Source organism: Lacinutrix mariniflava (assembly GCF_001418015.1).
Taxonomy (GTDB): domain Bacteria; phylum Bacteroidota; class Bacteroidia; order Flavobacteriales; family Flavobacteriaceae; genus Lacinutrix; species Lacinutrix mariniflava.
The window spans coordinates 61,241-86,923 of sequence record NZ_LIQG01000018.1; the positions used below are offsets into that span (position 1 = coordinate 61,241).

The 25,683-nt window shown below is 29.9% G+C and carries 24 protein-coding genes; 21 read left to right on the forward strand and 3 right to left on the reverse strand.

Features of this window, described 5'->3' with window-relative positions; translation table 11 throughout:
- Window positions 1–35 precede the first annotated feature (35 nt).
- From thrA to ASC44_RS02930, 4 genes are all read left to right on the forward strand, one after another.
- Window positions 36–2,480 carry a bifunctional aspartate kinase/homoserine dehydrogenase I gene (gene thrA, locus ASC44_RS02915; RefSeq protein ID WP_055446132.1) on the forward strand — a complete coding sequence of 815 codons (2,445 nt, stop codon included), beginning with the start codon at window positions 36–38 and terminating at the stop codon, window positions 2,478–2,480.
- 83 nt (window positions 2,481–2,563) lie between these two features.
- Entirely contained in the window at window positions 2,564–3,484 is a 921-nt protein-coding gene (locus ASC44_RS02920; protein WP_055446133.1) for a homoserine kinase, read from the forward strand.
- Window positions 3,485–3,584: 100 nt separating this feature from the next.
- Window positions 3,585–4,877 carry a threonine synthase gene (gene thrC / locus ASC44_RS02925; protein ID WP_055446134.1) on the forward strand — a complete coding sequence of 431 codons (1,293 nt, stop codon included), beginning with the start codon at window positions 3,585–3,587 and terminating at the stop codon, window positions 4,875–4,877.
- A 58-nt stretch (window positions 4,878–4,935) separates the two neighbouring features.
- Window positions 4,936–5,322, forward strand: coding sequence for a VOC family protein (locus tag ASC44_RS02930; RefSeq protein ID WP_055446135.1), 387 nt, complete (start codon window positions 4,936–4,938; stop codon window positions 5,320–5,322).
- Window positions 5,323–5,393: 71 nt separating this feature from the next.
- On the opposite strand, the gene ASC44_RS02935 is transcribed toward ASC44_RS02930, so the two are convergent.
- Window positions 5,394–6,044 carry an SDR family oxidoreductase gene (locus ASC44_RS02935; protein ID WP_055446136.1) on the reverse strand — a complete coding sequence of 217 codons (651 nt, stop codon included), beginning with the start codon at window positions 6,042–6,044 and terminating at the stop codon, window positions 5,394–5,396.
- Between the two features lie 328 nt (window positions 6,045–6,372).
- On the opposite strand from ASC44_RS02935, the gene ASC44_RS02940 reads away from it, so the two are divergent.
- From ASC44_RS02940 to ASC44_RS02970, 7 genes are all read left to right on the forward strand, one after another.
- Window positions 6,373–6,852 (forward strand): DUF2004 domain-containing protein, encoded by a 480-nt coding sequence (locus tag ASC44_RS02940; protein ID WP_055446137.1) that lies wholly within the window; start codon window positions 6,373–6,375, stop codon window positions 6,850–6,852.
- Window positions 6,853–6,873: 21 nt separating this feature from the next.
- Complete coding sequence (locus tag ASC44_RS02945) at window positions 6,874–7,929, forward strand: polysaccharide lyase family 7 protein (protein ID WP_055446138.1); 1,056 nt, start codon at window positions 6,874–6,876, stop codon at window positions 7,927–7,929.
- 17 nt (window positions 7,930–7,946) lie between these two features.
- On the forward strand, window positions 7,947–8,297 hold the full coding sequence (locus tag ASC44_RS02950) for a gamma-glutamylcyclotransferase family protein (protein ID WP_055446139.1): 351 nt from the start codon (window positions 7,947–7,949) through the stop codon (window positions 8,295–8,297).
- A gap of 67 nt (window positions 8,298–8,364) precedes the next feature.
- The gene (locus ASC44_RS02955) at window positions 8,365–8,766 is read left to right on the forward strand and encodes a hypothetical protein (RefSeq protein WP_152973256.1); all 402 of its coding nucleotides are present in this window, start codon (window positions 8,365–8,367) and stop codon (window positions 8,764–8,766) included.
- A gap of 373 nt (window positions 8,767–9,139) precedes the next feature.
- Window positions 9,140–9,868, forward strand: coding sequence for a tRNA-uridine aminocarboxypropyltransferase (locus ASC44_RS02960; RefSeq protein ID WP_275044195.1), 729 nt, complete (start codon window positions 9,140–9,142; stop codon window positions 9,866–9,868).
- Between the two features lie 267 nt (window positions 9,869–10,135).
- Window positions 10,136–11,860, forward strand: coding sequence for a hypothetical protein (locus ASC44_RS02965; protein WP_055446142.1), 1,725 nt, complete (start codon window positions 10,136–10,138; stop codon window positions 11,858–11,860).
- Window positions 11,853–12,743 carry a hypothetical protein gene (locus tag ASC44_RS02970; protein ID WP_055446143.1) on the forward strand — a complete coding sequence of 297 codons (891 nt, stop codon included), beginning with the start codon at window positions 11,853–11,855 and terminating at the stop codon, window positions 12,741–12,743. The genes ASC44_RS02965 and ASC44_RS02970 overlap by 8 nt, the downstream gene beginning before the upstream one ends.
- A gap of 170 nt (window positions 12,744–12,913) precedes the next feature.
- Here the strand turns inward: ASC44_RS02970 and ASC44_RS02975 are convergent, their stop codons facing one another.
- Together ASC44_RS02975 and ASC44_RS02980 are read right to left on the reverse strand one after the other, a co-directional pair.
- Window positions 12,914–14,350, reverse strand: coding sequence for an SH3 domain-containing protein (locus ASC44_RS02975; protein ID WP_083476231.1), 1,437 nt, complete (start codon window positions 14,348–14,350; stop codon window positions 12,914–12,916).
- A complete protein-coding gene (locus tag ASC44_RS02980; RefSeq protein WP_055446145.1) occupies window positions 14,347–14,898 on the reverse strand; it encodes a hypothetical protein in 552 nt (183 codons plus the stop codon). The genes ASC44_RS02975 and ASC44_RS02980 overlap by 4 nt, the downstream gene beginning before the upstream one ends.
- Window positions 14,899–15,084: 186 nt before the next feature.
- Between ASC44_RS02980 and gcvT the strand changes: the two genes are divergently transcribed.
- The 10 genes from gcvT (at window position 15,085) to ASC44_RS03035 (ending at window position 25,283) form a co-directional block, all read left to right on the forward strand.
- A complete protein-coding gene (gene gcvT / locus ASC44_RS02985) occupies window positions 15,085–16,155 on the forward strand; it encodes a glycine cleavage system aminomethyltransferase GcvT (protein WP_055446146.1) in 1,071 nt (356 codons plus the stop codon).
- Between the two features lie 8 nt (window positions 16,156–16,163).
- The gene (locus ASC44_RS02990; RefSeq protein WP_055446147.1) at window positions 16,164–17,078 is read left to right on the forward strand and encodes a glutaminase; all 915 of its coding nucleotides are present in this window, start codon (window positions 16,164–16,166) and stop codon (window positions 17,076–17,078) included.
- Between the two features lie 22 nt (window positions 17,079–17,100).
- Window positions 17,101–17,934: a sugar nucleotide-binding protein gene (locus ASC44_RS02995; protein WP_055446148.1), complete on the forward strand. Its 834-nt coding sequence runs from the start codon at window positions 17,101–17,103 to the stop codon at window positions 17,932–17,934.
- Window positions 17,935–18,244: 310 nt separating this feature from the next.
- A complete protein-coding gene (locus tag ASC44_RS03005) occupies window positions 18,245–18,826 on the forward strand; it encodes an SMI1/KNR4 family protein (RefSeq protein WP_055446150.1) in 582 nt (193 codons plus the stop codon).
- Window positions 18,826–19,263: a hypothetical protein gene (locus ASC44_RS03010; RefSeq protein ID WP_055446151.1), complete on the forward strand. Its 438-nt coding sequence runs from the start codon at window positions 18,826–18,828 to the stop codon at window positions 19,261–19,263. Before ASC44_RS03005 ends, ASC44_RS03010 begins: the two co-directional genes overlap by 1 nt.
- 30 nt (window positions 19,264–19,293) lie before the next feature.
- Window positions 19,294–19,584: a 4a-hydroxytetrahydrobiopterin dehydratase gene (locus ASC44_RS03015; protein ID WP_055446152.1), complete on the forward strand. Its 291-nt coding sequence runs from the start codon at window positions 19,294–19,296 to the stop codon at window positions 19,582–19,584.
- A 69-nt stretch (window positions 19,585–19,653) separates the two neighbouring features.
- Window positions 19,654–21,702: a carboxy terminal-processing peptidase gene (locus ASC44_RS03020; protein WP_055446153.1), complete on the forward strand. Its 2,049-nt coding sequence runs from the start codon at window positions 19,654–19,656 to the stop codon at window positions 21,700–21,702.
- A gap of 6 nt (window positions 21,703–21,708) precedes the next feature.
- The gene (locus ASC44_RS03025) at window positions 21,709–22,743 is read left to right on the forward strand and encodes a hypothetical protein (RefSeq protein ID WP_055446154.1); all 1,035 of its coding nucleotides are present in this window, start codon (window positions 21,709–21,711) and stop codon (window positions 22,741–22,743) included.
- Between the two features lie 170 nt (window positions 22,744–22,913).
- Window positions 22,914–23,657: a YebC/PmpR family DNA-binding transcriptional regulator gene (locus ASC44_RS03030; RefSeq protein WP_055446155.1), complete on the forward strand. Its 744-nt coding sequence runs from the start codon at window positions 22,914–22,916 to the stop codon at window positions 23,655–23,657.
- Window positions 23,658–23,798: 141 nt separating this feature from the next.
- Window positions 23,799–25,283 carry a carboxypeptidase-like regulatory domain-containing protein gene (locus tag ASC44_RS03035; protein ID WP_055446156.1) on the forward strand — a complete coding sequence of 495 codons (1,485 nt, stop codon included), beginning with the start codon at window positions 23,799–23,801 and terminating at the stop codon, window positions 25,281–25,283.
- Window positions 25,284–25,683: the final 400 nt, after the last annotated feature.

Consider the following 25,683-nt stretch of genomic DNA (forward strand, 5'->3'; position numbering starts at 1 on the left):
GCTTTTCAAAAATGAATTTTATAAAATAGATACAAATGCAAGTACTAAAATTTGGAGGAACATCTGTAGGTTCTTCAAAAAACATAAATAAAGTTATTACAATATTAGAAGAATATTCTAAAAAAGACAAAGTAATTTGTGTCGTTTCTGCTATTGGTGGTATTACAGATAAACTACTTAAAGCTGGTCACTTAGCAAAGGATAATGACAAAAATTATAAATTGGAATACAAGTCTATCAAGGCTAAGCATTTAAAAGTACTGGAAGAATTAATACCTAATAACAATACAGCAATTGTTGCTGTAATAGAAGGTAAATTAAAGAATCTTAAGAACCTTTTAGATGGTATTTTTTTAATAAATGAATTGTCTCCTCAAACATCCGATCGTTTAGTAAGTTATGGCGAACTTTTATCGTCACTAATTATAGCAGAAACTTTAAAAGTTAGAGGCATAAATGCTTTTAGAAAAAATACACAAGAGCTTATAACTACCAACTCTAATTTTACTAAAGCTGAAGTTAAGTTTGAAACTACAAATAAAAACATACAAGATTATTTTAAAGCATCGACACAAGACGTAACAATGCTTCCTGGTTTTATTTCAAAGTCTAGCTTAGGTGAAATTACAACTCTTGGACGTGGAGGATCAGATTATACAGCAGCAATTGTAGCTGCAGCATTGCATGCCGAGAAACTTGAAATATGGACAGATGTTAGCGGAATGTATACAACAAACCCAAAACTGGTTAAACAAGCCTATCCTATCGAGCGTATAAGCTATCATGAAGCTATGGAATTGTCACATTTTGGAGCTAAAGTCCTTTATCCTCCAACAGTACAACCTGTTTTAGACTTAAACATTCCCATACATATTAAAAACACATTAAAACCTGAAGATAGAGGTACTATAATTTCTAATGAAGGCAATAAAAAATCTTCAACTGCTACAGGGATTACTAACATTAATGACATTGCTCTATTAACCTTACAAGGTAATGGTATGGTTGGTGTTCCAGGTTTTTCAAAACGTTTATTTGAAACCTTATCACAAGAGAAGATTAATATTATTTTAATAACTCAAGCGTCTTCTGAACATTCAATATGTTTCGGTATTTCTAAAGATGATGCAAACCAAGCAGAAATAGCCATTAATCAAGCCTTTGAATATGAGATTTCTACAAGTAAAATAGATCCTATTACTGTAGAACAAAACCTCTCTATAATTGCATTAGTAGGTGATAACATGAAAAGTCACCAAGGTATTAGCGGTAAAATGTTTAGTGCCTTAGGAAAAAATAATATTAATATTAGAGCGATTGCCCAAGGTGCATCAGAAAGAAATATATCTGCTGTTATTGCAGAAAAAGATGTAGAAAAAGCACTCAATACTATTCACGAACGCTTTTTTGAAGACAATATTAAACAGTTAAATGTTTTTATAACTGGTATTGGTAATGTAGGCGAAAAGTTAATAGATCAAATTCATCAACAAAACGATTATTTAAAGAAGAACTTAAAAATCGATGTTAGAATTGTTGGTATGGCAAACTCTAAGAAAATGATTTTTAATGCTGAAGGTATCGATCTAGATAATTGGGCAGGCAAATTTCATCATGCAGATAAATCGAGTTTAGAGGGCTTTTTAGATAAAGCCAAAGAACTTAACTTACGTAATAGTATTTTTGTAGACATCACAGCTAACGAAGGTGTTTCAAAAATGTACGAGCACTATTTAAGAAATAGTATTGCTGTTGTTGCGTGTAATAAAATAGCATGCTCTAGTACGTATAGTAACTACAAATTATTACAAGATTTAGCACTTAAATACAATACACCTTTCTTTTACGAAACTAATGTTGGTGCAGGATTACCAATCATTAATACTTTAAATAACTTAGTAAGTTCTGGTGATAAAGTTACCAGTATTCAAGCGGTACTTTCTGGAAGTTTAAATTTTGTGTTTAATAATTTTAGTGATAAAACTAATTTTCACGACACTGTAAAACGTGCGCAATTTGAAGGCTATACAGAACCAGATCCAAGAATAGATTTAAGTGGAATTGATGTTGCTAGAAAAATATTAATATTGGCACGTGAAAATGGAGGTGCAATGGAAATAGAATCTATAGTAAACGACTCGTTTTTAACAAAATTAAACTTAGAAAGTGATACTGTAGACGATTTTTACAAAACGCTTAAAACTGAAGAAGCACATTTTCAAAAGTTATATGCTTCAGCAAAAGCAAAAGACTGTCAATTAAAATACGTTGCCGAGTTTAAAAACGGAAACGCTAAAGTTGGATTAAAAGAAATTCCGGAAGGACATCCATTTTATAATCTAGAAGGAAAAGATAATATCGTTATGTTTTATACAGAACGTTACCCAGAGCAGCCATTAATTGTTAAAGGTGCCGGAGCTGGTGCAGATGTAACTGCTTCTGGTTTATTTGCAGATATTATAAAAGTAGGTAGTAAATAAAAACCGAGAATAAAGAAAAGAGAATATTGACTGCAATAGTTTAGTTCATTCTCTTTTCTCTATTTTCCTTTTCTTTAAAAGGCATGAACGAAATTAAAATATTCTCACCAGCTACAGTAGCAAACGTCTCTTGCGGATTTGATGTTTTAGGCTTTTGCATAGACACCATTGGCGATGAAATGGTTATTAGAAAAACGAAAGAAAAAGGCATAAAAATAACCAAAATTGTTGGTGCCGATTTACCTTTTGAAACAGAAAAAAATGTTGCTAGTGTTTCGGCATTAGCCATGTATAATGATGCTAAACCAGATTATGGTTTCGAAATTGAAATTTATAAAAACATAAAACCAGGTAGTGGTATTGGAAGTAGTTCTGCAAGTGCTGCAGGAAGTGTTTTTGCTATAAACGAGTTATTAGGAAGACCATACAACCAAACTGAAGTCACCAATTTTGCAATGAAAGGTGAGGCTGTTGCAAGTGGCTGCGAACATGCAGATAACATTGCTCCTGCTCTATTTGGTGGTTTTACATTAGTGAAAAGTACAACACCATTAAAAGTCTTACAATTACCAACACCTAAAGATTTATTTGTAACTATTATACATCCTCAAATTGAGGTAAAGACATCTGAATCTCGTGCTATTTTACCTAAAGAGATTCCGTTACAAAATGCCATTACACAATGGTCTAATGTTGGAAGTTTAGTACATGCATTACATACTGAAGATTACAGTTTACTAAGCGAATCTTTAGAAGATGTTGTTGTAGAACCTTATAGAAGTCAATTAATACCACATTTTAATTCGGTTAAAACCGAAGTTATAAAAGCAGGCGCTTTAGGTGCTGGAATTTCGGGTTCTGGTCCTTCTATTTTTGCATTATCTAAAGGAAAAGATACTGCTGAAGCTGTAGAAGAAGCGATGAAAAAAATATACAAAAACACAGATATTAATTTTAATACTTACGTATCTAAGATTAATACACAAGGCATGAAAATATTATAACAAGCAAATTGTCACACTGAGCGCAGTCGAAGTGCTTTAAAGTTTAGAACACCATAAGGTCTTCGACTGCGCTCAGACTGACATCATACAATAAAATAGAATGAATTACTACTCTCTAAACAAAAAAGCACCAAATACAACATTTAAAGATGCCGTTATAAAAGGTTTGGCTCCAGATAAAGGATTGTATTTTCCTGAAACTATAACGCCATTACCACAATCGTTTTTCGATAATATAGATGATTTAACGTATACGGAAATTGCTTTTGAAGCGATTAAACAATTTGTGAGTCCAGATATTCCTGAAGCTGTTTTAAAAACAATAGTAGAAGAAACCTTGTCTTTCGATTTTCCTGTGGTTAAGCTTAACGATAACATTTCTACTTTAGAGTTGTTTCATGGACCAACAATGGCTTTTAAAGATGTTGGTGCACGCTTTATGGCACGTTGTTTAGGTTATTTTAATAAAGACAATACAAACGAAGTTACTGTTTTAGTTGCCACTTCTGGAGATACCGGAGGCGCTGTTGCTAATGGTTTTTTAGGTGTTAAAGGTGTTAATGTTGTAATTCTTTATCCTAGCGGAAAAGTGAGCGATATTCAAGAAATGCAATTAACAACGCTTGGTCAAAACATTAAAGCACTTGAAGTCGATGGTGTATTCGATGATTGTCAAGATATGGTAAAACGTGCTTTTTTAGACGAAGAATTAACTAGTAAAATGCAATTAACATCTGCAAATTCTATAAACGTTGCACGTTGGTTACCACAACTCTTCTATTTTATGTTTGCATATAAACAGTTACATAAAACGCAAAAAGAGATTGTATTCTCTGTGCCAAGTGGAAACTTTGGTAACGTTTGTGCAGGAATGATGGCACAACAATTAGGTTTACCAATCAAACATTTTATAGCGTCTAACAACGAAAACAATGTGGTCACAAACTATTTACAAACCGAAGAATATAATCCAAAACCATCTGTACAAACGATTAGTAATGCAATGGATGTTGGTAACCCAAGTAATTTTATTAGAATTCGCGAAATCTATAAAAATGACTTCAACGCCTTAAAAAATAACTTGTCTTCTTATAGTTTTAGTGATGCTGAAACAAAAGTAGCTTTAAAAGAAATTAAAGACGACTATAACTACGTTGCAGATCCTCATGGCGCAGTTGGTTATTTAGGTTCTAAAGCCTATTTAGAAAACAATCCAAATGCACATTGCGTGTTTTTAGAAACAGCACATCCAACTAAGTTTTTAGATGTTGTTGAAGAAGTCATTAAAGAAAAACAACCATTACCAGCACAAATACAATCTGTAATGGGAGGAACTAAAGAAGCAACTAAAATTAATAGTTACGATGGTTTAAAATCATTTTTATTAAGTTAATCTCTTTTAGAAGCATAAATCAATCTTTTAATAAAATCTATTTTTTTCATTAAATACTATGTTTACTTTATCATTAGATCATGTTGCTATTTCTGTAAAAGATGTAGACCAATCTGCTCTTTTTTATAAAAAAGTTTTAAAGCTTGAAGAGGTGAAAAATACAGCTTCAAGCTCTAAAACAAGATGGTTTGCTTTAACAGATAGCAAACAAATACACCTTATACCGAGACCAAAACTTGAGGTTATAACTAATAAAGCTGTTCATTTTGCCTTATCGACTCCAAATTTAGATTTAGTTACTAAACACCTTCAAAGTTTAAATATTGAATACTCAGATTGGATTGGGACAGAAAATAAAGACTATGTTCGTAACGATGGTTTACAACAGTTATATTTTCAGGATCCTGATGGTTATTGGATAGAAATTAATAATGCAGTATATTAATTCATTTATAAAAAAAAGTAGCTACCAAAATAGGTAGCTACAATTCATTATTATTGTTATTAAACCTTTACTTAAGCTTTAATACTAGATACTTTATTTAAAGCTTCACCAATTGCAGTATTTCCTTTAATTATTTCAAATGTGGCATTATTTGCAACATCATCATTAAGTGTACGTACTAATGTTTGGGCTACATCATTTCTACTAATCTCACCACTTTTATTAAGTTTCTCTTCTAATTCTATAGTATTTGTTAGCTCATTATTTGTTAAAGAACCCGGTCTAACAATGGCGTAAGTTAAACCGCTAGACTTCAAATACTCATCAGCATTGTGTTTTGCTTTTAAGTACTCCTGTAACTGTTCTGCTTTTTCAGGAGAATCTGCTCCCATAGAACTAAGCATGACAAATTTTCTTACTTTATTTTTATTTGATGCATCAATTAAGCGTTTTGCGCCTTCTTGGTCTACTTCTACCACTTTTTTACCTCCAGAACCAGCGGCAAATAATACTTTATCTATTTTACTCGAAGTATTAAATACTTCTGAAACATCTTGTTCTAAATCACCTAAAACCGTCTCAACTTTCTTAGCTTCAAAATAAGCTTTTTGCTCTTCTTTTCTAACCATAGCTATTGGGTTAAAATATTGAGATTCTTTTAAAAGATTAACTATTTTTTTTCCTGTAGTGCCATTTGCACCTGCTACTAAAATATTTTCCATATTCTAAGATACTACTAGAATAAAGGCATTCCTAAAAATAAACCTTGTTTAACTTTAGTTTAATACAGAATTATAATAACATTAAGAATAAACGAAACAGTACTTAAAACTTACTTTAGAGTAACAAATGCGTCACGTAGTAAATCTATTTAGTTCAATATATCAATTGAATTAAAGCGCTTTTGTTGGGAGAATAATGTTGATTTTGTGATAAAACCATTAAATTCGAATCTATAAAGCTCTTGATCTAAAACACTTGAAAAATTTTGTAGCATATCATACGTTATTTGAACGTACTAAACTTGAAAGCCAGAATTAAGTTAGAAAGATGGAAAAATTTAAATTACCTTATTTTAAAGAAGAAATTGATATTCAAAATTTGCGAGACGAATATGAAACAGAACTTGAATATAATGGAAAAGAAATCAATATTTTTTTAAATGAAATGTTAGGAGCTGATAAAGAACAACTCAATCAAATAAAAAATACATTAGAAAATTTATCTGAATTTGATAAACAAAATAGAAGTTTTATTTCAAACGACTTTAAAAACCAAAATGGAAACACATTTGAATACTTGTCCTATCATTTAGATGAATTAAATGTTCATTTTAAAGAAATTATTGATTCAAAAAATACTAAACTTAATAATTTAAAGAAAATCATGAACTTACTCAAAATAGCAACAATCAGTTTTTATTCTGATTTGGTTGTCTTTTATTATAGTTTAGATGATGAAATATCCGACCAATTATTAGTTGTTAAACTGGATAGACAGAAAAATCGATCTCTTGATTGGGAAAGTTAAATGAATATATAAAAATTAAAAATGAATCTTAAAAACACACAATCATTATCGTATTTACTTTTAGCCTTTAGCTTTCTATTATGTTTTAGCAGTTGTGTTGATACACCTAAAAAAGTTGCTGAAGACACAACAAAATCAACAATATATCCAAGTGATGTCATTCCGTTTATGGACCAATGGAAAATTTTATTAGGTAATGGTATTCATACTAAAGACTTAGTAAATTACGAAGCTAAAGATTTCTTTTATGTTGAAAAAGAAGGAGAAACAAACTGGGTAGTCTATAAAACACCAAATTCTGGTATTACCTCGCGCACTTCAAGTAATACAAGAACAGAACTAGGACAAAAAGCACATTGGATACCAGAAACTGGTGGTAAATTAACCGGTACTTTAAAAGTAAAACATGTTTCAACCTCTGGAGATGCAAGAGTTGCTGCTTCTTATTCTGTTGTTGTTGGACAAATTCATAGTGATGAAGGACATGAAAATGAACCGCTAAAAATCTTTTATAAAAAATTTCCTGGGCATACTAAAGGTTCTGTTTTCTGGAATTACGAAATTAATACCGAAGGTGATAACTCTAAAAGGTGGGACTACTCTACTGCTGTTTGGGGAAACGATATATCTGTGGTAGGTGCCACACCAACTACATATCCTGAAGAACCAGAAAATGGTATTGCTTTAGGAGAAGAGTTTAGCTACGAAGTAAATATTTATAAAGGCATAATGTATCTTACTTTTACAAGCGAAGGTCATGATACCGTAAAGTTCACCAAAAACTTATTAAAATCAGATTTTGCAACGCGTTCAGATATTCCAGAACAAATACTATCATTATATGCTTCTATAGGTCGTGATGGTGTAGAACGCGACAGTGCTTATGCAGGAGAAATGCAATATTTTAAACAAGGCGCTTATAACCAAACCAATGGAAAAGATCCTGAAAAAAACATAGTTTGGAGTACTGGTTCTGAAACTTATAATGGTGATATCCCTAAACAATATGCCAATGGTTGTTATGCTGAAGTTTGGTTTAAAAATGGGACTCTTGGTGCTAGTACCGCTCCTAACTAAACATAATTATATCTATTATGAGCCTTAAAAAACATAACCTATTTTCTTATGGTACATTACAACAAGATAATGTGCAAATTGAAAATTATGGGCGTTTACTTGCTGGTGTAAAAGATAGTTTAAAAGAATACAAACTCGATAAACTAAAAATTACAGATGCCAAAGTATTAAAAGCTAGTGGAAAAGAATACCATCCTATTGCCTTGAAAACGAATAATACAAGTGACACGGTTGAAGGTACTATTTTCGAAATTACGGAAAATGAACTTATAGAAACTGATAAATACGAAGTAAACGATTATAAAAGAATTTTAGAAGCTTTTGTTTCTGGTAAAAAAGCTTGGATTTATGTTCCTCAAACTGAATGATAACCAGTATTATTGAAAAATTAGACAATAAACACTACCTCTATATCCCGTATTTAATACCTAAAAAATGATGCCCAAAACAATTACTTTTATTCTAATAACGCTTATAAGTTTAATGTCTTATGGCAAAAACACATTGCCCGACTTTTTAGCCATTGCTCCTATAGCCCTTTTTGATAATACTACAGAAGGTATCTCTCTTGGAGAAATAGATAATTTGGTAAAACATGGAGCATCTGAGACTTGGGAAATTTCATCTAAAAATGACAAACTATTAACTATTAAATGCAAATACCCATCGTCTAAAGTTAGTTTGTTTCTTTTAAAAAGCAATGACAACTCATTAATACTAGCTTCCTATACAGAAAATGAACAAAGAATAGTTTTAGAAACTTGGAAAACGAATACTAATAACACCTTAGAGAAAATAGATTTAGTACCGCGTGTATATGCTAAAGACTTTTTTTAAAAAAACAATCAAATTGAAGGCATATCGGGTGACGATGCACAAGTATATTTTCATTTAGATTATGAAACATTAAAAATCACAGCTCGTTTTAATACATTTATGTTAGAAGATTTTGATGAAAATAGCATTAACTACAACATCTCATTAAAATGGAATGGCAAAACCTTTGAAATAGAAAAATCTAAACAATAGAATATACACTCTCATCTTTGTAAATAAATACATTCTTCAAATAAAAAGGCAAGACATTTGCTAATAATTAAGCTTTTTTTATTTTAAGGTTAATAATAAGTTTTATGTTTGTGCCCATACAAAAAGCATTAGCCATTGCTAAACAGCTATATCCAAATATAAAACTACAGAAATAGTAACTTTGCAAGAAGAAATAAAGAATCATAGAATAACCTGTTACAAATGTATGAGTCCTAAAAGCACATGTATTTGTAAACACATTCGTCCTTTCCACACTAATACGCGTTTTATTATTCTTATGCACCCAAAGGAGTATAAAAAAGAAAAAAACGGAACAGGACACATGACTAAGCTTCAACTTGAAAATTCTGAAATTATAGTTGGTGTCGATTTCACTACTAATAGTCGTGTAAATAAAATATTAACTAATACAGAAAACACTTCTTTCTTACTGTATCCAGGAAAAGATAATTTTAATTTATCTACACGAAAAAGTGCAAAAACACATGCCTTTATGGGTAATAATCCATACATTTTTATTTTGGACGGTACTTGGCCTTGTGCTCGTAAAATGCTAAAACTAAGTAAGAACTTGCAAACACTAAAAAGAGTGAGTTTTGATAATAAAATAAAATCAAAATTTATTATCAAGCAGCAGCCAGACCCGCTTTGTCTTAGTACTATTGAGTCGGTTTATACCGTCTTAAATCTACTTAATAAAGGTGGTGTAGAACAGTGTGAAACAAAAGACTTCCTTTTACCTTTTGAAAAAATGATTGAGCATCAACTCGAATATATGTTTAACCCAGAAAGTAAAAATTATCGATCAACTGCTAACACTGCGTTTATTGAAAAGAATGCATACAAGAAAAATACCGAAAGAAATATTATTTTTGAACAAGACAGTTAAATACTTTTTTTCAACAACTTAATTCTAAATAATTCTGCTTTATTTTAGACTATATCAAACACTTTCTTAAGTTATTTTTTTTCTAAAAATTTAAACTTTTTGTTTATAACTAGAAACTTGACTTTGTGAAAAAAAACCGCTAAATCCGAAGTTATATAACTGTTGATATAAAACATTAAAACGATTTCATATCAGGTAATACGCTGTGGTTAATTTTCGCGCTAACCATCAACTTTTTTTACTAACTTTAAAAACCTATTTGTACTTATGAAAAAACAAAAACTCAAAACATTTTTAAAACTCGGAATTCTTCTTTTCGGAATATCCTTGTTCCTCGTTGCCTGCCAAAAAGACGACGATTTACAGACTAATGCGAATCTATTACCTAAAAAGTATTCACCTTTTTCTATCACTAAAATTGGAGAAGCAGAAATATTCAAAAACAAAGTATTAAGCAATAAACTTAATAAATTAAAAACAACTATTAATAAAAATAGAACTGCTTCCTTACAAAACAAAATGGTCTATTCAAGTGAATATGACTTTTATATTAATACCGATTTTGCTAATTATATAGAAGTAGATAGTACTTACCATTCTTATACTTTTAATATCTATAGAGACTCTATAACTCCTAATATCGAAAATCTATTGTTATCTTTACAACCAGATGGGAATTATAAAATATCTCTTATTAAATATAATACAACATTACAAGAAAAACAAGATTTTAGTAATGGTATATCTATTAATTTTTCTAATAATGCAAGTGCTACTATTATTAATGATGATGGTATTAGTAGCGGTATTTTCAACAAAGACATACCATGTACAACAATCTTTCTCGAAATATGTGGCTACAATAACCCATTACACAATGGAGGTTATGATAGCTCAAACCACCAGTGCCCTGGATACGCATTAGCTCAACAAGCTTCGTTTGGTTGTAGTGCGGCTGCTGGTAGCGGAGGTGGTTCAACTGGATATGGTGGAACTCCTATTCCTGATTACGGAAACCCTAGCACTGGAAACTATGGACATGGAGGTGCTGGTGGTACTGGCGACACAACAAATCCAAATATTACTGTACCAACACCTTGTACTAGAGATTGTCCTGAAATGTTTGATTATGAATGCTCTTTATCTAACGAAGATTTTAACGCACCATACAGCGCAAATTCTCCCTTTAATGTCGATTTAAGTTTAGTAAGAGATTCTTGTGACAACATAGACACTTCTAATGTAGAAGCTAATGAGAAATTTATGTGTATTTATAATAAGCTAACAGCTTCTCCGTCATTCAAAAACTTGTTTACAAATACATTTGGTGAGAGTAAAGAAATGAATGTAAAAATAAAAGTAACTGACAGTTTAATTATTGATGGAGAATCTGTTAATGGTGTTTGCAGGAGAGAAAATTATAATTTAGACTCTTCAGGAAACCTCGAAAGCATAGAACTACAAATAGAAATAAACTCAAATCTTTTAAGTGGTTCAAATTCAAGAACTCCTTTTCAAATAATAAAAACCATCTTGCACGAAGCTATTCATGCATATTTATATGTTAAAATATTAGATTGCGATCAAGGTAGTGCTATTGCACAAATAGATGAATCTAAATTTGAAAATTTAATTGATTTATATTTCCAAAATACATGCTCTCAAAATCAAGATCAACATGATTTTATGATTAACTTTATGCTACCAACAATGATACAAATACTATCAGAAGTTAAAGACAGTTCTATTCCTGATAATCAACAAGAAGTTTTAAATGGATTTGATTTTTTAATTTTATCTGAAGCAAGTAACGGACCATTGACCGAAAATACTATCTTTAATTGGTCTAGTTTATATCACTATCTTAGTTTAAGTGGATTGCACAATACTGACGCTTACAATCAAATAATACCGTCAAATACGGTTAATTCTTATTTAAAATCGGTATATCTAGCTAAGCTAAATACTTTAAGTAAAAATTGTTATGATTAAATTAATTGGTACAGTTTTTGGAATATATTATACAACAACTTTAAGAACTATGAGAACTATATTTATATTATTTATTCTTTTATTTACATCTAACTATGTACTGGCTTGTGATTGTGAAAAACCTAAAATTGCTTTAGAGTTTTATAATTCCGAGTATGTATTTAAAGGTAAAGTTACCCAAAAGGTTTATAGTGATGATTTATCTTCATATTTGATAACAGTAAAAGTTATAAATCATTATAAAATTAAAGATAGTCTACCCAAAGAATTCCAATTTCCTTTTCGTTCAAAGCATAATTATAACAAAAATTCTTGTGATTTTTTTATTGATAAATATGAATCCCTTTTACTTTATGTAAAGAAAGAAGATAATTCTTATAAATTTAGTTTAATGTGCTCAAATTCTAAGAGAATTACTAATAAACCAATTAGTACAAAAGAATTGGCAATTTTAGAAAATTTTAAAAAGTTTAATCTAAATAATTACATCTTAGAAAAAGAAAAAGGCTTTAGCTATTCAAAACCTATAACAAATGTTGATTCAATTATTAGTATGTTTAAAAAAAATAAAATAGAAAAAAAACAATTTTCCATTGTAATAGTGGATATAGACGAAAAAGGCAAATTAATTAATGCTAACTTACATTATAAATTAGAGCCAATTAAATATAAAATTATAGATAGTATTTTCGGCTTAAATTATCTTATAAACAAACAATATCGAAAACCAGAAAATAATTTTGAGTCAGTTATCTTAAAAATTTCAAAAAAAATAACAGATTGGTTACCTTATCGAAATTTAAAAACAGGAGAAGCTGTACGGCACCGAAAATATCTTAAATTTCAATCAAGTATGAAAGGTGAATTAATATTTGAGTATTAAAAGAAAAACGAACCACAACCATGTATATAAAAAATAGCAGTTGAGAGTGAAACTTTAAGTTTTGTTCTTTTTTGCTATTTTTGTTCTAAACTGAAAAATGGCACATATAAAACTGCTGCTTCCCATATACAAATCCGTTATAGAACTTCGATCCAACTTAAAAAAGAATATTAAATCTTCCTCAAATACCCATCAAAAACATAACCTGTTTTATTGATATCGTATAGAATTTTACACCAACGACCAGTAACGGTTTTATTATTTGCTTCTTTCAGTTTAAAATCTATTTTAGATCTTGCAATAATTTTTACTCGAGTATTATAATCTAGTTTATCTATACGTTCTGTAAAACCTGGTTTTTCTCTAACAGACAATCCGTTTTTAGCATCTACATAAGCTTCAAAACCAGTTACGCTGTCTTTAGTAAATTTAACATCTTTAAAATCGTAGACTTCATCAATATTATAAACGTGAGTCGTTTTACCTTCTTGATCGTCCTTTTCAACATTATAAACCGTTTCGTTACCAATTTTGGTAATAATTAATCTATTATTAAAACCCGTATTAGCAGTTGGAATATTAAAGGTTTCGTCGGCTTGGTAACTGCCTGAAAAATCGCTTTCGGTGTTTCCGCCTTCGCTTTCCGTATACAATTCGTTAATTAATGTGTTATTGCTTGTGTAACCAAAAAGCATGTTACTGTAACCGTAAACATCCCAAGTTTCTCCTAAGCCATCATTGGTAATCTCTACTAATTCTTGAACGTTACCAATAGAAAAATTGGTGTAATTTTTTTTAACTTTGTTTACCGCATAGAGTATTTCTATATAATTTTCTTTCGTTTTAAGTATGTTGGTGTCAACAATAACACCTTGTTTTCTAAGTATCGATTTATGCACGCTTTCTCTCCTATTTAATAGCGTTTTTTCAATACTATAAGTATAATTTTTATCCTTTTTAAAAACATGTTTAAACACTGTATTAGTTATTGGAAACGTTTTTTGTTCTGCTACTACTCCATTACCTATAATTTCTAATTTTTTAGTTGTGTTGGATATTTCGGTATTAGAAATTTTATTAATTATAGACGTATTTAAGGTGAAAAAAGTGTCTTTAATATTTAAAGTATTCTTCAGTAACATATCTTTAGGAAACGTTATTGTTTCTTCAAGTTTTAATAATTTTCTATTGCTTTGTCCAACAAGCAAATCGTAAGTAGAACCATTGGCTAGCTTAAAACTAATTAAGCCAACTTCGGTTTTAACTTCAGGAAAAACTACCGATTTTACTTCTTTAAAATCTTGTTTTAAAACCACGTCAGGATTACACTGTTTTAAGAGTTTAGGTAAAGATATTTTATCTATTACTTTATTTTTATATTCTAAGTATAAATGTAAAGAGCAATATTCATTTTGACGATTAAGCCTTGCAACAACCAAGTTTAAACTATCTTCTGTTTTAAACTTAAAACTAATGAAACCTTCTATTGGCACAAATTGATTCTCCTTATTTACAGAGCCTATAAAACCCGGATTGCTTTCATTTTTACATGCTGAAAACATAAATAAAACAAGAATAAGTATTGTAAATGAGTGTTTCACTTTCATTTGTAGATTTTCTCTTTCTTTAAGTTGCCTTTTTCGTCATAAATTTTCCAAAGACCAATCTTATTTAAATTTTTAATTGGACCTTCTTTTTTTAAATAGTTTACACAAAGTTTATAGGAGTAACTGTATAGTTTTTTATAACCAAAAACGTCTGTAAACTTCCAAGTGTCCTTCATAAAATCATCTACATCATTAGTATTTACTTTAATTTTATTTATTTCGAATTCTTCTATTATATTGCCGCTACTATCAGAATATTTATAAGATAAGTAGTTACCGAAATTATCAAATTCAGAATCGGTAATTACATTTCCTCTTTTATCATATTGTCGATATTTACCAGCAATAAACTCATAAATATAATCTTGATATTGATAAACAAGTTTAGTTCCCGATTCCTTTTTAAAACCATTATTATATTTAGTGTCAATAGTTATAGAATCGACTAAAACAAAACGACTTGTAAACTGTTGATAAGACTTTGTCTGTTGAGCAAATAAAGCTGTCGAGCCGATAAAAAATAAAAGTAGTACTAAAAATCGCTTCATTAAGGATTATATTTATATTAATTATGTTGAAAATTAATGATAATAATTGAGCTTAAGAAATTAACAAATTATTAAAGTGATTGCTATAAAATGAACTCAATAATTTTCAATACTTTTGTTCAACAAATCAACATTAACAAAACACTATAGATTTTCGTTTACACGAAAAGAATAAACCTTTTACCAATGAAAAATACAGCATTAACAACAACACACGAAGCACTAAGTGCTAAAATGGTACCATTTGCAGGCTACAACATGCCAGTACAATACGATGGTGTAAATATAGAACACGAAGCAGTTAGAAAAGATTGTGGTGTTTTTGATGTCTCGCATATGGGAGAATTTCTAATAGAAGGACCTAATGCTTTAAAACTAATACAAAAGGTGTCTAGTAATGATGCTTCAAAATTAACCATAGGGAAAGCACAGTATTCTTGTTTACCTAATGATGATGGTGGTATTGTAGACGATTTAATTATCTACAAATTAAAGGAAGAAACATATTTGCTAGTTGTAAATGCTAGTAACATCGAGAAAGATTGGAACTGGATAGCGTCTAAAAATAATGTAGATGCTACCATGCGTGATTTAAGTGAAGAGTATTCGCTTTTAGCAATACAAGGTCCTAACGCTGTAGAAAAAATGCAAGTATTAACAAGCCATGACTTAGCAGAAATTAAATTCTACAACTTTGTAGTTGGTGATTTTGCAGGTATCGAGAATGTAATAATTTCGGCAACTGGTTATACAGGAAGTGGCGGTTTTGAAATTTACTGTAAAAACAGCGAAGTAAAACAAATTTGGGATAAAGTAACCGAAGCTGGTGCAAAACCAATTGGTCTTGCTGCACGTGATACTTTACGTCTTGAAATGGGATATTGCCTTTACGGAAACGATATTACCGATGAAACGTCTCCATTAGAAGCAGGTTTAGGATGGATTACAAAATTTACTAAAAACTTTACAAATTCTGAAGCTTTAAAAGACCAAAAACGTCTTGGTGTAGAGCGCAAACTAATTGCTTTTGAACTTGACGAACGTGGTATTCCAAGACAAGGTTACGATATTGTAGATGGCCAAGGTAAAAAAATAGGTGTAGTCACTTCTGGTACTATGTCTCCAATGTTAGGAAAAGGTATTGGCTTAGGTTATGTACCAATGGTTTTTACAGATGTTAATAGTAAAATTAATATTCAAATTCGTAAAAACGCAGTGCCAGCAACTGTGGTAAAACTACCTTTTTATAAAGGATAAACATATTTATGATCGATTTCCAAAGCGTTATTGAAGACATACATAACAATTTAAAAAGCACAACAGAAAGAGGTGTTGTAGCTTCTTATATACCAGAACTAGCAAAGCAAAAAGCTTCTAGTTTTGGTATCTATATAAAACCTGTAAACGGTAATAGTTGCCAGGTTGGAGATTGGAATGTTCCTTTCTCAATACAAAGTGTATCTAAAGTTTTAGCATTATCTAAAGCACTTGCTTTTGAGGATAATAAAATTTGGGAGCGCATGGATGTTGAACCATCTGGAAATCCTTTTAATCATTTATCTTTATTAGAACACGAAAAAGGAATTCCTAGAAATCCATTAATTAACGCTGGTGCAATTGTAGTTGCAGATATTTTGGTTACACATCTTAAAAATCCTAAAGAAGATTTTTTAAATTATGTTAGAGGCATTTCTGGAGATCAAACTATAGATTATAATCTAGACGTAGCAGCATCAGAACAAAGAACAGGTTTTAAAAATTATGCAGCAGCAAACCTTTTAAAATCTTACAATAATCTTAATAACGATGTCGATGTTGTTTTAGATTTTTACTTCCACCAATGTGCTTTAGAAATGACTTGCGAGCAACTCGCTAATGCGTTCTATCTCTTTTCTAACAGAGGTGAATGTGTAAATAATATGCAACACTTAACACTAGGTCAAGTAAAAAGAATAAACGCCATAATGTTAACTTGTGGCTTTTATGATGAGGCTGGAGAGTTTGCTTTCGAAGTCGGTTTACCTGGAAAAAGTGGTGTTGGTGGTGGCATTGTTGCCTTATTACCAAACGATTTTGTTATTGTTACTTGGGCTCCTGGTTTAAATGCAAAAGGAAATTCTCTTATAGGAATGCAAGCACTAGAACAATTTACTACAAAGACAAACCGTTCTATTTTTTAGCGTATAGAATTTACTTTTTTTAATGAAGCAAGAAATAGACAAAAAACATAGAATATTAGTTTTAGGAGCTAGCGGCTTTATTGGCGAGGCTATTTATAGAGAGCTCTGCTCCTATTTTAATACTTACGGAACGTACCGAACAGATAATTATAGTTTTGATAAGAATCAGCATTATTTTCAGTATAATGTTTTGGAAGATGATATTTTCGAAATTCTAGAAATAGTAAAACCAACAGTTATTGTCTCTGCGCTTCGTGGTAATTTTTCGGCACAAGTTATTGCACATGCACATATTTGCGAGTATGTAATTGCCAATAATGCGAAACTATTATTCTTATCTTCTGCTAACGTCTTCGACGCTTACAGTAAGTTTCCAAGTTACGAGTTAGACAAAACACTAAGCCATAGTATGTATGGCCATTTTAAAATTAAAATAGAAAACATGCTATTGCGCATGCCTAAAAAGCACATAGCAATTATAAGATTACCAATGGTTTTTGGAGTACAATCTCCTAGAATTAAAGAAATTAAAGCCTTTTTAAAAGAAGGGTTGCCAATTGAGGTGTTTCCTAATTTGGTGATGAATGTTACTACAGAAACTAAATTAACACAGCAAATTCATTATATAATTAACAGAAATAAGTCTGGTGTTTTTCATCTTGGAAGTAGCGATTTAGTGCATCACGACGATTTTATAAAAGAGGTTATTGAAACCTTAGGCGCTACTAAACCAATATTAAAAAACGTTTACACTACTAACGAAGAGCGTTATTTAGCTGTTTTAGCTAAAGAGAATAAATTACCGAAGCATTTACAATTAGAAAGTGATGCTGTTTTGAAGGAGTTGGAGGTTTAAATATGTATAAAAATAAGCCATCAAAAAAAATAATAAGTTCTACTCTTATTGGAACTTTTACCTTTCTTATAATTGGGTTTATATTTTCACATATTTTTTCTAATTCTTGTAAATATCATGAACCAATAAATAAGGAAACTGGAAAAACTTTTAATATGTTTTTTAATTTAATTTCAGGCCATCCTGAAGCAAATAGATATTATTGGTTGTTAATGTTGTTCTTTGGAATTGTCTTAGGTTTTTTCATTCGAAAAAAGTGTAGGAATGTGTTTTAGTATTCTTATTTTTATAAAAATGAAACTTGTAAGAAATGGAATGGTTAGAAAAAATAGTAGATGAAACTTTAGCTAAAATGTCTAAAGAAGACATTTTAATGAAAGTACCAGATCCTGATATGCCGAAAGAAATGTTTGATTCTAGTGTTTCTTGCGAAAATGATTGGAAAGGCTGGAAAGCAATAAAAAGCGTCTTTAATGATTCTGATTTAAACAGACTAGAAAGAATACTTGGGATTAAATTACCCATTTCTTATCGCTACTTTTTAATGTACAAACATTTTTATCAATTAAGCATCCCGGATTTTGCTGTTAATTTACATACTCATTTACCTGATGAAAATCTTGATGGTTTTAAAGAATTTCTTTATGAATATGAACCTGAATCTTTAATTGAAAAAGGTTTAATATACTTTGCAGATTTCCAGGATTATGGTTTGTTATGCTTTGATTCAACTGAAAAAAGAGAAAATAATGACTATCCAATAGTTTATATTGATCATGAGGAATTATCAATTAAACATCATTATGCAAATAATTTTAAAGAAATGTTGCTGGAAGATAGAGAACGTGGTAATAGATTTATTTTAGAATTAAATGAATATTATAAGCAATAATGAATAAGCAAGATCTATTATTCCTATTACTAGGAGCTAGTTATACATCCTATAAATTTGCAGAAAAATATTTAAAAAACAATTTAAGGACTGAATTTAGGTATGATTTGGAATTAAATGCTTCTCATGATAATCCTGAATTAAAGCAGTTTGATATCTACCCAGAAGATAATGGTAAAAAATATTTTGATCTAACAGACAAAGAAGTCACTGAGATTTTATGCAAAAATGATAAAGTTCCTGTTTGGATTGATATAGCCGTTTCAAAATCTGATAGAAAGAAAACTACATTTAAACTTACGTGTGCTGGGAGATATAGCGACGATAAAAACGAATTCTATTATAAAAATAATGGTTCTGGACCTTTTGGAATAAAAAGTCCAAACCTTCCCTATGGATTTAAGGAAGGGAGTAAATTTAGAATAAAAAAGAGATAAAAAAATAAATAAATTAAAATCAAAAACACCATGCTAAAATTAACAAAACAAGACATAGAAAAACACTTAGAAAAGCTTCCAGAATGGGATTACGAAGACAACGCAATCCATACAGAATATGAATTCAATAACTTTAAAGATTGCTTTAGTGCAATGTCTAGAATCGCTTTTGAGTGCGAAGCTTTAAACCACCATCCAGATTGGTCTAACACATACAATGTGTTAAATATTAAATTAACGACTCATGATGCCGGAGGTGTTACTTTAAAAGATATAAAACTAGCACAAGCTATTGAAGGTATTGTTGAAGAAGAAGAATAGTAAATACGTTCATAACTAGGATTATACTTACTTTTTTTTGTATTTTACAAGTCTAATTTACTGCCCTTAATGATTAGACTACTCTTGGTTACCTTAATTTTTTGTGTTTCATTTTTTGGCTACAGCCATGAAGATACTTTGTTTTACAAACAAGTCTCGGCGCTTAAAATCACCATCGATACTAATCATTTTTTACCTAAAACTCTAAACGACAGTACTTCTAAATTTGTTTACAAGTTGTTTCTTAAGGAAATGGATGCTGATAAAGATTACTTTCTTAAAAGTGATATTATCAATTTCAATGAAGATAAATTAAAATTCGATGACTATATTAAAGATGGAAGTTGCAACTTTATAAATAAATACATCTCGGTTTTAAAGCAGAAAATCAACTTAAACATCTCTAAACTTCAAGCTTTAAAAACAAAACCACTAAATTATTCTGGTACATTTACATTACAACATACTCCAGAACAGTTCTATACTTATTATAAAGATGAAGCAGCTTTAGAAAAAGGACTTCGAAAACGTATTAGCTATAGAATAATATCTAAACTATTAGAAGAACAAGAAGATCTTGCTGCAATAAAAAAGAATTTCACAAGCTTAGAACAAGAAACTAAACAAATAGTTATAGAAAATGAAATTTGCTTATTAACCGAGTTACTTAATAAAGATGGCGGTATTGCTGCTTTTGTAAAGTCATCCTTTTTAAATGCCTATGTAAAAGTTAACGATCCAAATTCTACCTTTTTTAATGCTACCGAAAAGATAAGCTATCAAAATAGTCTCTCTAAAAACCAAATGTCTTTTGGTATTATAACTGCTAAAAATGATAATGGCGAGATTGCTATTGCACACATAATACCAGGAAGTGCAGCTTTCGAAAATGGTAAATTTGAAGAAGATGATGTAATACAATCTATTTCCCACGAAAACACTATATATACAATACACTGCGTTTCTAACGAAGATATCGAATTGTATCTTAATAAAGAGGAACATAAAATATTAACCTTTTCTATAAAAAAGAAAAACGGCACATTTCAAGATATTAAACTTACAAAAAGTAATATAAAGGTTGAAAATAATGCCATTAGAGGTTATTTAATTAATGACGAATCTAATTACGGTTACATTAAAATCCCAAGTTTTTATACCAATTACGAATCTCCAAATGGTCGCGGACTAACAGCCGATATTGCGAAAGAACTCTACAAACTACAAAAAGAAAACATTCAAGGTTTAATTCTCGATCTACGTTTTAATGGTGGTGGTTCTATGCAAGAAGCTATTGAGCTTTCTGGCATGTTTATAGATCGTGGACCAGTTGCAATTATTAAATCTAAAGCAGGAGAGAATTATACAATTAGGGATCGTAAACGTGGTAGTTTTTATAACAAACCTATTGTTATTTTGGTTAACGATTATAGTGCTTCTGCATCAGAGTTTTTTGCTGCTGCAATGCAAGATTATAACCGTGCACTAATTGTTGGTTCTACAACCTATGGCAAATCTAGTGCGCAAACCATTATGCCTATAAATGAAGACGAGTCACTCGGTTTTACAAAATTAACAATAGAGGCCTTCTATCGTGTTACAGGCAAAAGCCATCAAGCCATTGGCATTATTCCTGATATTAAATTGCCTTCGTTGTACGATAATTTTAAAACGTCTGAAAACGATAAACCATACGCCTTACAAAACACATCTACCAACGTTACTTTAAAACATTTACCACTACCAAAATTAGATATAGCAATAGTTAATACTAAAAGTAACGCACGTGTTTTAAACGATAAAAGTTTCAAAAAAATTACGGATATAAATAAAGCTTTATACGACCTCGTTTATAAAAAAGGACCAAAATACAAACTTACTTTAGAACGTATTTCCGAAGAAAAAAAACAAAGGAAAGCAACTTTAGATTTTATTTTTAAAGATGACTTAGATGCTCCTTCCCTATTTAAAATAACAAATACACTATCTACAAATGAGCTATTGGAATATAATACAGAAGATAAAGAGCAAAATAATGCAGTTTTAAAAATACTTGCTCAAGATATTTATATTAACGAAGCTCAACATATTTTAAAAGATTTAATAACCCTGAACTAACAATAAATGAAATCCCTTACTAAATTACTTTTCGCTTCATTTTTTTTATTATCACTCTTAGCAAGTGCTCAAAGTTTTGGCTCTGCCCTAGATTATCTAGAGTTTATTGGCAAAGAACAAGAAACGGTTACAAAAAACACTTGGAAATATACCAAAGCCGTTGCGCACAGTAAAAGCGATAGAAGCATAACAAAAAAACGAGAAGTTTTAATTAAAACTGTAGCTCGAGCTATTGCAAAAATAGATAAAGCAAAAGGATTTAATGGTGAAGATTATAAAACCAATGTGCTTAAACATATGCGTTTAAACGAGAGTTTGCTTAAAAAGGAATATGCAGATATTATTGACATGAAAGCGGTTGCAGAGCAATCTTACGACCTAATGGAAGCCTATATCTTAGCTCAAGAATTAGCAGACGAGAAAATGATGGAATCGCAAATTGAGTACGAGAAAAACTTTTATGCTTTCGCTGAAGAATATAAAATAAATATTATAGAAAGTGATAACGATTTAGGAAAGAAAATGGCCATATCCAATAAGGTATTCGACCATACTAACGCACTTTATTTAATATTTTTTAAAGTCTACATTAACGAAGTCTATTTATGGGAAGCTATAGAAAAAAGCGACGTTAGTGGTATTCAGCAAAATGCAAATGCTTTAAATCAAGCTGCCAAAGATGGCTTAGAAATCTTAAAAACAACAGATTCATATAAAACAGATAAGAGTTTAATATTAGCCTATAAAGCTGTTTTAAATTTCTTTATTGATGAGTCTGAAACTAAAATTCCTGTAATAGCAGATTATTTAATTTTAAAAGAGGATTTTGAAACTATAAAAACGACACTTGATAAAACGCCTGAAAAAAAGCGCACAAAAGCACAAATAGACAGTTATAATAAAAAAATAAAAGAAATTAATAAAGCCGGAACCACTTATAACAAGGTAAACACTTCTTTAAATAGTAACCGCCAAAAGGTGTTAATAAAAATGGAGGAAGCTAAATCTAAGTTCTTATCTCGACATGTACCAAAAGATTAATGCCAATTTAATTATAGTTTAGCTAGAAACATTTCTGTAGCCAAACATTTTTTTTAAATTTGTAGCACAGTATATAAATAACAAACAGATTTCCGTCTACGCGGAAATTATAAATATAAATTTCTGAATCCTTAAATTTTGGATAAGGAAATACAAAAAAACAAATTACTATGGGAAGAGCTTTTGAGTTCCGTAAAGCAAGAAAAATGAAACGTTGGTCTGCTATGAGTAAAGCATTTACTCGTATTGGAAAAGACATTGTAATGGCTGTAAAGGAAGGCGGTCCAGATCCAGACAGTAACTCGCGTTTACGTGCAGTTATACAGAATGCAAAGTCTATAAACATGCCTAAAGACAATGTAGAACGTGCCATAAAGAAAGCTAGTGAAAAAGATCAAGGCGATTTTAAAGAAGTTCTTTTCGAAGGTTATGCACCACATGGTATTGCCGTTTTAGTAGAAACAGCTACAGATAATAACAACAGAACTGTTGCCAATGTAAGGAGTCATTTTAGTAAATGTGATGGTAGTTTAGGAACTTCTGGTTCTGTAGTATTTATGTTCGATCATACCTGTAACTTTAAAATTAAAGCTGAAGGATTAGATTTAGAAGAATTAGAACTTGAACTTATTGATTTTGGTGTTGAAGAAATTTTTGAAGACACAGACGAAGATGAAAATAGAGAAGAACAAAACTATATTCTTATTTACGCACCTTTTGAAAGTTTTGGAAAAATTCAATCGTATTTAGAGGATAACTCTCTAGAAATTATTACTTCTGGTTTTGAGCGTATACCTCAAATTAATAAAGCGCTAACTCCAGAACAAGCTGAAGATGTAGAAAAACTTTTAGAAAAATTAGAAGAAGATGATGATGTGCAAAATGTATATCATACCATGGAAGAGAGTGCTTAAAATTAAATAAGCAATAAATTAAAAGTCCTTTTATTCCTAGTTATTATGGAATGAAAGGACTTTTTTTGTTTACATACCTAAAGCTTAAATATTACTTTGTAACAAACTTTAATTTCAATCGTTTAAATTAAAACAGCCTTTATGAAAAATCGATTACCATTTCTACTTTCAATTTTATTCCTTTTCACCATTACTTTAGTCAATGCTCAATCTATTTCTGGAAAAATTTTATCTACAGATAATGAAGCAATACCTTATGCCACAATACAAATTGGAGAGAGTCATGGTACCATTTCTAATGAAGAAGGTAATTTTACTATCGCTACTAATGGTTTTCTAGAGCAAGAAATAGTAAAAATCTCTTATTTAGGTTTTGAAACTATTGAAATACCGTTAAACCAATTTACCGCTAAAGATTATATATTAAAAGAACATTTTAATGTGCTCTCTGAAGTTTATTTATCTGATAAAAAACTTACCATAGAAGAAATATTAGAAAAAGTAAGAGCAAATATTACAACTAATTATAGTAATAACTCTGAAAGCGAAATTTTTTATAGAACATCTGCTTTCAGTACACCACAAAAAATAGAATTTGAAGTTTTAAAAGCTTCAGAAATTAGCAAGAAGATGATTAAGTCTATAAATAATCAGTTCGAAGATTTACGGGATTTTTCAGAAAACCAAACGTCTTCTAATTATAAAGACATTCTATTAAAGTATTCCCGATTAGATGATAGTACAAAGGTTAATGTTATAAAGGCGACTAAATTAATAAATGCTAGTAAAGATAAATCTACAGATAAATTACAAAACGATTTTATTCAAATAATTAGCACACAACTAGACTCTACCTCTACTTACAAAGTAAAAACAGGCCTTTTTAAAATAGAAGATTCTTTAAAAGTAGGTGCAGCTTTTACAAATAGCAAAACCGCTAAATTACCAAAAACAAAAGGTATCATTTCTTCAATAAACGACTTGACTAAAGAGCATGCTATTAACGAATCTTCATACTTTAGTTTTATATTTAATGAGAATAAAAATGAATACGTACTAGACGAAATAACGTCTATAAATAATGAACTTGTTTATAAAATAAGTTTTACTCCAAAAAGAAAAAGCGAAAAATTTGAAGGTGTTTTTTATGTAAACGCCAACGATTTTGCTGTGATAAAAGTAGATTACAATCTTAGCGAAAATCGATCGGGAAAAAGCTTGAATCTTAAGCTTTTAATGGGAATTAAGTTTGTTGAAAATAAAATTAATGGATCTGTAATTTACAAAAAGGGAGTCGATGAGAAATATAAACTTCAACTTATTACTTGTGAAAAACAACAGTACGCCTACTTATCAAGACCATTAAAATTTATAAAAAATGTAGCTAATGAAAATGATAAAAAGACAACTTTTAAATTCAAATTTAAAGTAGAGATTACTAATATTGATAAACAGGAGTTATACTTTATTACAAATAAAACAAGTACGGAAACAACTTTCAATATGCTTAATATGGAGAAAAACTATTCAATTGATCAAATTGAAGCTTATAATCCCGAAATTTGGAAAGATTATAAAATTATTACACCTATAAAATCTATAAAAAACTATCATTTAGAAGATTAATCTTTGTTGTGAATTCCTATATATAAAAATGTCTGATAATAACTAAAATGGTGTTCGATTATGGTATGAGCTGGAAGTCATTATAATGGCTCGGTTAGTGTTTTTAATCTTATCAAAAAAAGATATAAAGCTTCAGTTAGTGAAAAGGAAAAATAGTTCGAGGTTATCGGTTTTTAGAATAACAATTGCAATTTTTGAAAATAACAAATGTGACATGAGTAGAATACCTAATAAAAAGAGATTAACTTAGATTGATAACTTCAAATAATTAAAGTCTCGTTTCTAAATATCCAAAAAATAGTAAAATCTTAGATTTTAATTTATAACTGGTAATCGGATAATACTGATTTCAAATATAAATTCAGATAATCTTGCCTATTTATTTTGGTAAGTTTTCCAC